This is a genomic window from Brenneria tiliae, from assembly GCF_023347575.1.
GTDB classification, from domain to species: domain Bacteria; phylum Pseudomonadota; class Gammaproteobacteria; order Enterobacterales; family Enterobacteriaceae; genus Brenneria; species Brenneria corticis.
In genome coordinates, this window is the sequence record NZ_JAKPCB010000099.1 from 208399 (window position 1) to 220220 (window position 11822).

Consider the following 11822-nt stretch of genomic DNA (forward strand, 5'->3'; position numbering starts at 1 on the left):
GATAAGCCACGAGGCCATCGGTTCACTCCGGTCATGCGGTTCTTTTGTCCGCAGCTCTATCAATAATGTAAGTAAAAATAACGAGTAAGTTAAAGATGAAGAGAATGTTGATTAACGCGACTCAACAGGAAGAGTTGCGTGTCGCCTTGGTTGATGGCCAACGACTGTACGATTTGGACATCGAAAGTCCCGGTCATGAACAGAAGAAAGCGAATATCTACAAAGGTAAAATCACCCGTATTGAACCCAGTCTTGAAGCCGCTTTTGTTGATTATGGCGCCGAAAGACACGGTTTTCTCCCTCTCAAAGAGATCGCTCGCGAATATTTTCCCAGCAACTACTCCTCTCACGGTCGTCCCAACATCAAAGATGTCTTGCGCGAAGGTCAGGAAGTCATTGTTCAGGTAGATAAAGAAGAGCGAGGCAACAAAGGCGCGGCGCTGACGACCTTTATCAGCCTGGCCGGCAGCTATCTGGTTCTGATGCCGAACAACCCTCGCGCCGGCGGTATTTCACGCCGTATCGAGGGGGACGATCGAACCGAACTGAAAGAGGCGCTGGGCTCTTTACAGTTGCCCGACGGCATGGGGCTGATTGTGCGTACCGCCGGCGTGGGTAAATCCGCCGAGGCGCTGCAATGGGATCTGGCTTTCCGTCTGAAACACTGGGAAGCCATCAAGAAAGCGGCGGAAGGCCGTCCGGCTCCGTTCCTTATTCACCAGGAAAGCAACGTGATTGTGCGCGCTTTCCGCGACTATTTGCGTCCGGATATCGGTGAAATTCTGATCGACAACCCCAAGATCCTCGAGCGCGCCAAAGAGCATATCGCCGCACTGGGCCGCCCCGACTTCAGCAGTAAAATCAAACTTTACAGCGGTGAAATCCCGCTGTTCAGCCACTATCAGATTGAGTCCCAGATTGAATCCGCCTTCCAGCGCGAAGTGCGCCTGCCTTCAGGCGGCTCCATCGTTATCGATACCACGGAAGCCCTGACGGCGATCGATATCAACTCGGCGCGCGCGACGCGCGGCGGCGATATTGAAGAGACGGCGTTCAATACCAACCTGGAAGCGGCGGATGAAATCGCCCGCCAGCTGCGGCTGCGCGACCTGGGCGGACTGATCGTGATCGACTTTATCGATATGACGCCGGTGCGCCACCAGCGCGAAGTGGAAAACCGCCTGCGGGATTCCGTACGCCAGGATCGCGCCCGCATTCAAATCGGCCGGATTTCACGTTTCGGCCTGCTGGAGATGTCCCGCCAGCGCCTCAGCCCGTCGCTGGGCGAATCAAGCCATCACGTCTGCCCGCGCTGCGGCGGCACCGGCACCGTGCGCGATAATGAATCGCTTTCGCTGTCGATTCTGCGTCTGATTGAAGAAGAAGCGCTGAAGGAAAACACCAAAGAAGTTCACGCCATCGTCCCGGTGCAGATTGCCTCCTATCTGCTGAACGAGAAGCGTGATGCGGTCAACGCCATCGAAACCCGTCAGGGCGGCGTTCGCGCCATCATCGTTCCCCATGACGGTATGCAAACGCCGCACTATTCCGTGGTGCGCGTGCGCAAGGGCGAAGAGAAACCCACGCTCAGCTATCTGTTGCCGCAGCTGCTGGAAACCGAAGCGCAGCAATTGCAGGAAGAACAGACGGCAGAACGTAAACTGCCCGAACAGCCGGCGCTGGCCACCTTCACCATGCCTGACATGCCGGCGGAAGAGAAAGCGCCGGCGGTGGAAAAAGCCGCTGCGCCTGCCCAGGCGGCTCCTGCCCAGTCGGGGATCGTCAGCCGTTTCCTCGGCGCCCTGAAAGGCATTTTCGCCGCCGAACCGACGGTGGAAACCGTAGATACCGCGGATGAGAAGAAAAACGAGCCGGCGAACGCCGGTGATGCGCCACGTCAGGAACGTCGTCATTCGCGCCGTCAAGGCAATAACCGCCGCGATCGCGGGTCACGCGACAATCGTGAACCACGCGAAGATCAACGCCGCAACAAACGCCAGCAGCATAGCGAAGTCGTCGCTGAAACACCGGCGGTAGAAGTAACTGAAAAAGCCGCCGTCGACGAACAGCCGCGTCGTGAACCGCGCGCGGAGCGTCAGCGTCGTCGTCCGGATGAAAAACGCCAGCAGCAGGAAGTGAAGGCGCAAAACGCGGTTATCGAGGCCGCGGTCGACGCACCGGAAGAGAGCATCGACGAACAGGATAAGCCCGCGCAGGTTATGCCGCGCCGTCAGCGTCGCCATCTGACGCAGAAGATCCGCGTGCAATCCGCAAGCGATGACGCGGTTGAAGAGGTGACGCCGGCACTGGCGGTTGAAACGACGCCGGTGCAGTCCAATCCCGTCGATGAACAGATTGTCACTGACAATGACGAGGCGGAAAATACCTCGGCCTTTGACGCCAACCGCGGCGCCAACGCCGAAAACGGTGGAATGCCGCGCCGCTCGCGCCGTTCACCGCGCCATCTGCGCGTTAGCGGTCAGCGTCGTCGTCGTTACCGTGATGAGCGTTATCCATTGCAGTCGCCGATATCCTTGGAATACGCCTCCGCTTCGCCGGAAATCGCGTCGGGTAAAGTATGGATTAGCTATCCTGTCGCGCAATCCCCGCAGTTGGAGCAGGCCGAGGAGCAGGCAGCGGAAGAGAATATCGTTTCTGCCGCCACGCCTCTGCTGCCGGCCGTGGTGGATGCCGCCGTCCCGGTTATCGAGACCGTAACACAGCAAACGCCGACGGTAGAAGCGGAGCCGGCGAGCGCAGCGGATGAGACGATTACCGCGGCGGCTAAAGCGGAGCAGGCTGAAGAAGTCGTGCCGCCAGCAGCGCAAGAGCCCGCGCCTCTGGCCGTGGAAGAACCATCGGCCGCGGACCAAACGGACACGCCGGCGGATGAAGCCGCGGTTAGTGAGACGGCGGCGCTGGATGACGCCACCGTTGCGGCAACCGACGCAACCGAGGAAATTTCTGCTGCAGAGGCGCCGATTGACGCTAGCGCGGCCGTTGAAACAGCCTTAGAGACACCGGCCGATGTTGCTGTCGAAACAGCCTTGGAGACGCCGGCCGATATCGCTGTTGAAACGGTCTCGGAGACGCCGGCGGATGCGGCTGTCGAAACAGCCTCGGAGACGCCGGCGGATGCAGTGATTTCTCTGCCGCAGGCGGTCGAGGAGGAAAAAACGCCGGCGGCTGAAGCTGAGGCAGGTTCCCCGGCGCGCGATACGGCGGCGGCAAGCCCCGCGGTCGAGTCGCCTGCCGAGGCGGCCGTTCAGCCAACTCAGGTCGACGCCGGCGCTTCCGCTGCGCCTCGCTATAAGCTTCACGCGGCGGCGCCGATGACGAAAGCCCCGGCCCCGGACTATCAGCCGGAACCGGCGCGTCAAAGCGACTGGCGGCGTCCTGAGTATCAGTTTGCCGGCAAAGGCGCCGCCGGCGGCCACGCGGCAGTTAACCAGGCTACGGCGCCGGCGACCAAACCGCCGGCGGTAAGCGAATAATCCGCCGCGTTGCCAATAGCACAAAACACCCGCCAATCGGCGGGTGTTTTATTATGACTTGCTGACAGCGAGCTGAACTCTGCTCCCTTTTTATCAGTCCAGATATTGCAGCAGCTTTATCTCCATCGCGGTGGTTTTCCCTGCAAGCTGGGACACCAGATGCTGAAAGTGCTCGCTCTGTTCATGCTCGTCCAGCAGCGCCTGACTTTTCCAGCGCTCAAAAAAGACAAAGGCTCCCGGCTTGCCGATCTCTTCATGCAGATCGTATTGCAAGTTGCCCGGCTCCTGACGGCTGGGCGCCACAACTTGCTTCACTGCGGCGCCAACCTCTTCAATAAACTCGGCTTTAGCCTGTAAACTGGCAACGATGCGGATTTCCATGGTAGTCCTTATTTAATTTACAAAAGATAAGGTATGAAATGCCTATCCGTGGTTAATTTCAAGCATTCATCAACAAACGGATGCATTCAACAAGCTTTGCCCTTATTCTTATTCCCCGCCGTATCAGTCCCGAAACCCACTGACCGCCGGAGCCACATTTCATGACCGCACTGCCCGAGACGCTGAAAATCCCCCGCCCTGACGACTGGCACCTTCATTTACGCGACGATCGGATGCTGGAAACCGTTCTTCCGTACACCAGCCGTTTTTTCGGCCGAGCCATCGTGATGCCCAATCTGACGCCGCCCATCACCAGCGTGGCGAGCGCCATCGCCTATCGGCGGCGCATTCTTGCTGCAATCCCCGAGGGGGATAATTTTCAGCCGTTGATGACCTGCTACCTGACCGACTCGCTGGACGCCGCCGAGATCGCCGGCGGCTTTGAGCAAGGCGTTTTCACCGCCGCAAAATTATATCCGGCCAATGCCACCACCAACTCCAGTCACGGCGTAACCGACATCGCCACTATCCACCCGATACTGGAAAAGATGCAAAATATCGGCATGCCGCTGTTGGTTCATGGCGAAGTGACCGATCCCGCGGTAGATATTTTTGATCGCGAAGCCCGGTTTATCGAGTCCGTGATGGAGCCGCTGCGTCGACGGTTTCCCGAGTTGAAAGTGGTCTTCGAGCACATTACCACCAAAGAAGCCGCGCAGTATGTCGTCTCCGGTAATGAGTATCTTGCCGCCACCATTACCCCCCAGCATTTAATGTTCAACCGCAACCATATGCTGGTTGGCGGAATTCGCCCACATCTGTTCTGCCTGCCCATCCTGAAAAGGAATACTCATCAGCAGGCGCTGCGTGATGCCGTCGCCAGCGGCTGTAACCGGCTTTTTCTCGGCACCGACTCCGCTCCCCATGCCAGACACCGTAAAGAATCCGCCTGCGGCTGTGCCGGGGTGTTTAATGCGCAGGCGGCATTAAGCGCCTACGCGACCGTTTTTGATGAGATCAATGCGTTGGACAAACTGGCGGCGTTTTGTTCATTGAACGGCCCGCATTTTTATGGTTTGCCGGTGAATGAGGACTGGATCGAACTCTACCGCAGTCCGGTGACCTTCCCGGAGGAAATTTCACTGGGGAATGAATCATTGATTCCCTTTCTCGCGGGACAACGCCTTGGCTGGTCCGTTCGCAACGCTTAGGTGATAACCTGATTCAGTCAGCGATGAATTTTTCTTCACCGCTTGTCCTCCCTGCTTAATAACTGTATAAATAAACAGTTAAACACCGGAGGCAATTATGCGTGTAGACATTACCATAGCGAAGTCATCCCCTTTGCCGGCAGGCGCCATTGAGGCGCTGACCAATGAACTGGGACGGCGTATTCATGTGCAGTACCCCGATATCCCGGTTCAGGTTCGTTACGCGGCGGGCAATAGCCTTACCGTGCTGGGCGCCGGCAAAGATGACAAAGAGCGTATATCCGAAATTCTGCAAGAAACCTGGGAAAGCGCGGACGACTGGTTTATACCTGAATAATCGCGTCGGCATATTTCATGCCATGCACCGCAAGACTGGCTCTCGCTTTATGCGTCGCGTTCTGGCATGTTGTGTAGTCTATTGAAAAATTTGGTTATACGCGGTAACAACCATTGGTACCGGGCATTTCACCACCGTGTTAGTTATGACTGAGGATAGCGATTATGGCAGTAGAAAAACCAGAAGAAGCAATGACATTCGGTGAGCTGCTGGAGTTGATCGGGGCACAGCAGCGGAAAATTGACGCATTGGAGCTTGCCTTTTCATCTCTGGTCTTCTGTCTTGATGAAAAAGCAAACCAGTTGCTGATCCACAATCTGAAGCTGGAATCGCAAAATGAGAATCGGGATCCCTTGATGAAAAAACATCTTGCCCACTTCGCCGCCACGCTGGAGAAAAACGCCGGTTTAAATAGCGAATAGCGCTGTTATCTCTCCCTATTCCTCGCCCCAGTCTGGGACAAATAAATGCGCGCTCCAGACTGTTTAATTATCGCCCAACGCTTTTTTTTGCAGTTTTTTTGAAAATATTTCCCATAAATCAAATAAGCGGCGATATACTAATAAAGCTCTTCTAAATAAGGAGCCACCTTAAACCTCGTTAGTCACTCATGTTGGTAACTAGTCAATAAGGGGTATTTATGGATAGAAAAAATGAAGTTATTCAGACACATCCTCTTGTAGGTTGGGACATCAGTACCGTTGACAGTTATGACGCCATGATGATCCGTTTACACTATTTATCCACCTCGGATCAGGCTCCAGATGAAGCGCAAGTTGACCGGACGTTATGGTTAACGACGGATGTAGCCAGACAGCTTATACATATACTTGAAGCCGGCATTGCCAAGATTGAATCAACAGACTGTCAGACGCTTGATTATCGCAAGCATTAACCATTGATATTGCTGTTAATATTATTTTATACCAGATTTATCGATTTTTTGCTTCACAACCGCCCATAACAACACCGTCTTTATGACGGTGTTGTTATTTTAAACGCCAGCCGCCATTTTCCCTTTCTTCGCCCTCGCCGTTCATTGAAAGCCAGAGCTCAGGCTCGCCGCCGATAGTGACCCGTTACATAATTATTCAGCGAATAAGATAGAGGGTGAACGTTGATATTTCTGTCCGCCGCTATCCCGCGCGCTATCGCTTTTGAAAAGTCAGGCCCTGCCGGTTTTATTTTCTTTCTTAATTGCAATAATTAGATTGAATAAGATATGAATTTAAATTCAAAAAAACTGTTCAAGGTTGCGTTATTGTTATGATTGGCAATTTTATATTGATTTTGTGTTTCTAGCTGTTTAGTTTTGCCCCAGTATTCACGTTACCTGATAAGGAGTCATCAACATGCTTTGGCGTAATACCTCGTCGCGTTACGGTCATATCAGCATTCTTCTCCATTGGGCATCCGCGCTGACCATTTATGGCATGTTTGCGCTAGGGCTGTGGATGGTAACGTTGGGATATTATGATGTGTGGTATCACCGCGCGCCCGAAATCCATAAAAGCATCGGAATGTTGCTTTTCGCCGTGATGATCTTCCGGGTTATCTGGCGTTTCATTTCTCCCCCGCCACGACCGCTAAGCAGTTATTCCACCTTTACCCGCATCAGCGCCACGCTGGCGCACCTTACCCTCTACGTCGTGCTGTTTGCGATACTTATCAGCGGTTATCTGATATCCACGGCAGAGGGACAACCGATTTCAGTTTTTGGCTGGTTTTCTATTCCGGCTACAGTAAGCGGCCTGACGGATCAGGCCGATATTGCCGGCACCGTGCATCTTTATCTTGCCTGGGTGGTGGTAGCTCTGTCAGTACTGCACGGTTTGGCCGCATTAAAGCACCACTTTATAGATGGTGATACGACGTTGAAACGGATGTTGGGTCGCCACATCCCTTAACTTTCTGGATTTATGGAGAAATACCAATGCTGAAGAAAACACTACTGGGCCTGACCGCCTTTTCCCTGCTGGCTTCCGCCGGAGCGGCCCTGGCCGCCGATTACAAGTTCGACAAGGAAGGTCAGCACGCGTTTATTCAATTCCGCATCAACCATCTGGGCTATAGCTGGATTTATGGCGGCTTTAACGATTTTGACGGGGGTTTTACTTTTGATGAAAAGAACCCCGCGGCTGATAAGGTGAATGTCACCATCAACACCAACAGCGTCGATACCAACCACGCCGAGCGCGACAAGCATATCCGCAGCGCGGACTTCCTGAATGTGTCCAAGTTCCCGCAAGCCACCTTCACCTCCACGGAAGTGAAAAAAGACGGAGATGAGTACGATATCACCGGCGACCTGACCTTAAACGGCGTAACCAAACCGGTTAAGCTGGACGCAAAACTGATCGGCCAGGGTAGCGACCCCTGGGGAAACTATCGCGCCGGCTTTGAAGCGGAAGGAACCATCAAGCTGAAAGACTTTAATATCACCACCGACCTGGGACCCGCGTCTCAAGAGGTTGAATTGATCATTTCCGTCGAAGGCGTGCGTCAGAAATAAACGCCTGGCGCCACGTGCGATTAAAGCCCTTTCAGTTATATGAAAGGGCTTTTTAATATCATTCCTTTGCCTTCCCCTCCGCGGGCGATGAAGGAATACCTAATGTGGATTGCAATAATCCCTTCGATTTATTAAAAATCTTCATGCCGTTTTCACGGCCGCTGCGGCGGGCGCGTTGCTCTTCCAGCGGCAATTGCCGCTCTTGCTGGCAGGCCGCGCTACAGCAGCCGGCATATTTTTCCGCGCACGCCGGGCACTGGATAAACAACAGATGGCAGCCTTCATTACGGCAGTTGGTATGGCTGTCGCAAGCGGCGCCGCACTGATGACAATGGGCGATCACCTCATCGGAAATGCGTTCGCCCAGCCGTTCATCAAAAACAAAGTTTTTGCCGATAAATTTCAGCGGCAGCCCTTGAGCTTTTGCCTGACGGGCATACTCGATAATGCCGCCCTCAACATGGTAAACATGTTTAAAACCGTGATGGAGCATATAAGCGCTCGCCTTCTCACAGCGGATCCCCCCGGTACAGTACATGACGATATTTTTATCCCGCTGATGATCGAGCATCTCCACCGCCATCGGCAGCTGCTCGCGGAAGGTATCCGAGGGGATTTCCAGCGCGTTCTCAAAGTGTCCGACCTCGTACTCATAATGATTACGCATATCGACGAATAGCGTATCGGGGTCGTCCGCCATGGCGTTGACCTGTTCGGCCTGCAGATACTGCCCGACGTGCGCCGGATTAAAGGTTGGGTCATCAATGCCGTCGGCCACAATGCGGTCGCGAACTTTCATGCGCAGAACCCAGAATGATTTGCCGTCATCGTCCAGCGCAATATTCAGCCGCACCTGGTCAAGCGCGGGATGGGCGGCGAACAGTACGTTTTTAAAGGCGGCGAACCGATTATTCGGCACGCTGATCTGCGCATTGATACCTTCCGCCGCAATATAGATGCGGCCAAATACCTTGAGTGGCGCAAACTGGGTATACAGACGATCGCGGAACGCCCTGGGATCGTCTAGCGTGAAATATTTATAGAAAGAGACTGTAGTACGCGGCTCGGTTTCAGCCAGCATGCGCGCTTTCAGCTCCTCATTGGAAACCCGGTTATGTAACACTGGCATGGTGTACTTTCCTGTCTTCATTGAGGTTAATCGTTACCGCTCAGCGCCGGATTTATCCTGATCGGCGCAACGGCCCGGCATCATACCTGATAGCGCAATCGCTGTCAGGAGGTGAAATTGATGGCGGGATATGAATGCTTATAGTAAAAGATCGAGCAAAGCGACCGTCTGGATACGAGGCCCGGCATCAGCGGCTGGCCGGACCTATCCATCCTGATGCCGGCAACGATTACCAACCGCCGGTTGTTGATGTTATTATATATTCACTTGTTTTTTGTATAAAAATCGGGCTATAGCGCCTCACAAATTTGTTTTCCCATGAAAGTGCCGCAATACTCTATCCTGTCGAGTGGAGATTCCATTTATTCTTTTGCAAGTCGAGTGCCTGCACGCACCAGAATTTGATACTGAGACCATGACACAAATCCCTGTTTTTAATCGTTCACTATTGCACCCGCGTTATTGGTTAACCTGGCTGGGCGTCGGCATGCTTTATCTGGTGGTATTTCTACCTTATCCCCTGCTGTATCGTATCGGCACCGGTCTCGGTCATCTGTCGGTACGCCTGCTGCCGCGTCGTGTTGAAATCACCACCCGCAATCTTGAGCTATGTTTTCCGGATATGCCGCCCGCCGAGCGCAAGGAATTGGTCAGAAAAAACTTTGAGGCCGTTGGGATGGGGATACTTGAAACCGGCATGGCCTGGTTCTGGCCCGACTGGCGTATAGAACGCTGGTTTACGGTAAAAGGACTTGAGCATATCCGGCGGTTACGTGAGGAAAATCAGGGTATCTTGCTGATCGGTCTGCATTTTCTGACGCTGGAACTGGGCGCTCGCATCTTCGGTATTCATAATGCCGGCATTGGCGTCTATCGTCCTAACGATAATAAAGTGATTGACTGGCTGCAGACCTGGGGAAGAATGCGCTCCAACAAATCGATGCTCGACCGGAAGGATCTGAAAGGCATGATCCGGGCGCTTAGACAGGGTGAAATTATCTGGTACGCGCCCGATCATGATTATGGTCCGCGCAGCAGCGTATTCGTACCGCTGTTTGCCGTTGATAAAGCCGCCACCACGGTGGGAAGCTATATGCTGGCCAAAGCGGCCAAGCCGGCCATTGTGCCTTTTGTGCCGCGCCGCCTGCCGCGAGGCAGGGGCTATGAGCTGCTGATTCAGCCGGTTGAGACGGGCATTCCTCTCGCCAGCGAAGCCGCCGCCGCGACCTGGATGAATAAGATTGTCGAGCGAAATATCCTGTTGGCGCCCGATCAGTATATGTGGTTGCATCGCCGTTTTAAAACCCGCCCGGACGGCGAAGCATCGCTCTATTAACCCTGATAAAGCGACCATCCACGGCGCGCCGTGGATGGTCTTCAGCCTGACTCCGGCTTATGATGATTATCTTGCCGATATCATTTAAGCGGCTCATACTTAATAGATAGCCTGTTATGCAATAACTGATTTTTACCTTTTTGCCTGCCCTCACCCATAAAAACAGCAATACGTTAACGGAAACTTATGACACCAGAAGCGGAGCCTATTGATTGGAAGCGTAATCTTTATGTTGCCTGGTTAGGCTGTTTTTTCACTGGAGCCGCATTCAGCCTGGTCATGCCGTTTCTTCCGCTCTACGTTGAACAGCTTGGCGTCACCGGTCACGAAGCGCTGAATATGTGGTCCGGCGTGGTTTTCAGCATTACCTTTCTCTTCTCCGCCATCGCCTCCCCTTTTTGGGGACGACTCGCCGACCGCAAGGGCCGTAAGCTGATGCTGTTACGCTCCGCGCTGGGTATGTGCATCGTGATGATACTTATGGGCCTGGCGCAAAATATATGGCAATTCCTGTTCCTGCGCGCCGCCCTCGGTATTCTGGGCGGGTTTGTTCCCAACGCCAATGCATTAATCGCCACTCAGGTTCCGCGCAATAAAAGCGGATGGGCGCTGGGAACGCTGTCAACCGGCGCCGTGAGCGGTGCGCTTATCGGCCCTCTGATCGGCGGCTATCTGGCGGATACCTATGGCTTACGCCCGGTATTTTTCATCACCGCCGCGGTGCTGTTTATCTGCTTTCTGATCACCCTGATCTACGTTCGGGAACGTTTTACCACCATCCGTAAAAAAGACATGCTCAGCGGCCGTCAGGTGATGACGTCGCTGAAAAACCCCAAGCTGGTATTAAGTCTGTTTATTACCACGTTGATTATTCAGGTCGCCACGGGATCGGTGTCGCCGATACTCACGCTATTCGTTCGCGATTTAGCCGGGCATACGCAAAATTTGGCCTTTATCAGCGGTATGATCGCCGCCATTCCCGGCGTATCCGCGCTTATCAGCGCGCCGAGATTGGGAAAGTTGGGCGACAGAATCGGCCCGGAGCGCATTCTGATCGCCATGCTGGTTATATCGGTTTTATTGTTGATTCCAATGGCCTTTGTTCAGACACCCTGGCAGTTGGGCGTGCTTCGTTTCCTGCTGGGGGCGGCGGACGGGGCGTTACTGCCGGCGGTGCAGACATTGCTGATTTATCATTCATCCAACCAGGTCGCCGGACGGATATTCAGCTATAACCAGTCGTTCCGCGATGTGGGCAATGTGGCGGGCCCGCTGATCGGCGCATCCATCTCCGCGACCTACGGTTTCCGGGCGGTGTTTATCGTTACCGCGCTGGTTGTGCTGCTCAACGTGATTTACTCCTGGCGAAGTTTACAGCGCCGTTCCTAAAGAATTGAGCTGCCGGGGGATTAATCCGCCAGG

Annotated in this window: 11 protein-coding genes; 9 read left to right on the forward strand and 2 right to left on the reverse strand. The window is 54.0% G+C overall.

All coding sequences use genetic code 11. The annotated features are described in order from the left end of the window. Positions 1–95: 95 nt before the first annotated feature. Positions 96–3494, forward strand: a complete 3399-nt coding sequence (gene rne / locus MFP24_RS14740) for a ribonuclease E (RefSeq protein ID WP_249230981.1) — start codon at positions 96–98, stop codon at positions 3492–3494. Positions 3495–3587: 93 nt separating this feature from the next. On the opposite strand, the gene MFP24_RS14745 is transcribed toward rne, so the two are convergent. Next, positions 3588–3875, reverse strand: coding sequence for a putative quinol monooxygenase (locus tag MFP24_RS14745; protein WP_249230980.1), 288 nt, complete (start codon positions 3873–3875; stop codon positions 3588–3590). Between the two features lie 161 nt (positions 3876–4036). Between MFP24_RS14745 and pyrC the strand changes: the two genes are divergently transcribed. The 6 genes from pyrC to MFP24_RS14775 all read left to right on the forward strand — a co-directional run bounded on the left by pyrC (position 4037) and on the right by MFP24_RS14775 (position 7935). Then, positions 4037–5086 carry a dihydroorotase gene (gene pyrC / locus MFP24_RS14750; RefSeq protein ID WP_249230979.1) on the forward strand — a complete coding sequence of 350 codons (1050 nt, stop codon included), beginning with the start codon at positions 4037–4039 and terminating at the stop codon, positions 5084–5086. Positions 5087–5183: 97 nt separating this feature from the next. Beyond that, positions 5184–5423: a DNA damage-inducible protein I gene (gene dinI / locus MFP24_RS14755; RefSeq protein WP_249230978.1), complete on the forward strand. Its 240-nt coding sequence runs from the start codon at positions 5184–5186 to the stop codon at positions 5421–5423. Positions 5424–5587: 164 nt separating this feature from the next. Next, positions 5588–5845 carry a hypothetical protein gene (locus tag MFP24_RS14760; protein WP_136168031.1) on the forward strand — a complete coding sequence of 86 codons (258 nt, stop codon included), beginning with the start codon at positions 5588–5590 and terminating at the stop codon, positions 5843–5845. 218 nt (positions 5846–6063) lie between these two features. Continuing rightward, positions 6064–6318, forward strand: a complete 255-nt coding sequence (gene bssS / locus MFP24_RS14765; RefSeq protein ID WP_249230977.1) for a biofilm formation regulator BssS — start codon at positions 6064–6066, stop codon at positions 6316–6318. A 457-nt stretch (positions 6319–6775) separates the two neighbouring features. Continuing rightward, the gene (locus MFP24_RS14770; protein WP_249230976.1) at positions 6776–7330 is read left to right on the forward strand and encodes a cytochrome b; all 555 of its coding nucleotides are present in this window, start codon (positions 6776–6778) and stop codon (positions 7328–7330) included. Positions 7331–7359: 29 nt separating this feature from the next. Then, on the forward strand, positions 7360–7935 hold the full coding sequence (locus tag MFP24_RS14775; RefSeq protein WP_249231155.1) for a YceI family protein: 576 nt from the start codon (positions 7360–7362) through the stop codon (positions 7933–7935). A 58-nt stretch (positions 7936–7993) separates the two neighbouring features. Here MFP24_RS14775 and trhO read toward each other — a convergent pair whose 3' ends face one another. Next, complete coding sequence (trhO, locus tag MFP24_RS14780; protein ID WP_249230975.1) at positions 7994–9064, reverse strand: oxygen-dependent tRNA uridine(34) hydroxylase TrhO; 1071 nt, start codon at positions 9062–9064, stop codon at positions 7994–7996. 415 nt (positions 9065–9479) lie between these two features. Here trhO and MFP24_RS14785 point away from each other — a divergent pair, with 415 nt between their 5' ends. Together MFP24_RS14785 and mdtG are read left to right on the forward strand one after the other, a co-directional pair. Continuing rightward, positions 9480–10400 (forward strand): Kdo(2)-lipid IV(A) acyltransferase, encoded by a 921-nt coding sequence (locus tag MFP24_RS14785; RefSeq protein ID WP_249230974.1) that lies wholly within the window; start codon positions 9480–9482, stop codon positions 10398–10400. Positions 10401–10586: 186 nt separating this feature from the next. Then, positions 10587–11789 carry a multidrug efflux MFS transporter MdtG gene (gene mdtG, locus MFP24_RS14790; RefSeq protein ID WP_249230973.1) on the forward strand — a complete coding sequence of 401 codons (1203 nt, stop codon included), beginning with the start codon at positions 10587–10589 and terminating at the stop codon, positions 11787–11789. Positions 11790–11822 lie beyond the last annotated feature (33 nt).

Excerpts from the sequence above, each read along its gene's own strand:
- rne (WP_249230981.1), top strand. The coding sequence starts at position 96 with ATGAAGAGAATGTTGATTAACGCGACTCAACAGGAAGAGTTGCGTGTC.
- MFP24_RS14745 (WP_249230980.1), bottom strand. The coding sequence starts at position 3,875 with ATGGAAATCCGCATCGTTGCCAGTTTACAGGCTAAAGCCGAGTTTATT.
- pyrC (WP_249230979.1), top strand. The coding sequence starts at position 4,037 with ATGACCGCACTGCCCGAGACGCTGAAAATCCCCCGCCCTGACGACTGG.
- dinI (WP_249230978.1), top strand. The coding sequence starts at position 5,184 with ATGCGTGTAGACATTACCATAGCGAAGTCATCCCCTTTGCCGGCAGGC.
- MFP24_RS14760 (WP_136168031.1), top strand. The coding sequence starts at position 5,588 with ATGGCAGTAGAAAAACCAGAAGAAGCAATGACATTCGGTGAGCTGCTG.
- bssS (WP_249230977.1), top strand. The coding sequence starts at position 6,064 with ATGGATAGAAAAAATGAAGTTATTCAGACACATCCTCTTGTAGGTTGG.
- MFP24_RS14770 (WP_249230976.1), top strand. The coding sequence starts at position 6,776 with ATGCTTTGGCGTAATACCTCGTCGCGTTACGGTCATATCAGCATTCTT.
- trhO (WP_249230975.1), bottom strand. The coding sequence starts at position 9,064 with ATGCCAGTGTTACATAACCGGGTTTCCAATGAGGAGCTGAAAGCGCGC.
- MFP24_RS14785 (WP_249230974.1), top strand. The coding sequence starts at position 9,480 with ATGACACAAATCCCTGTTTTTAATCGTTCACTATTGCACCCGCGTTAT.
- mdtG (WP_249230973.1), top strand. The coding sequence starts at position 10,587 with ATGACACCAGAAGCGGAGCCTATTGATTGGAAGCGTAATCTTTATGTT.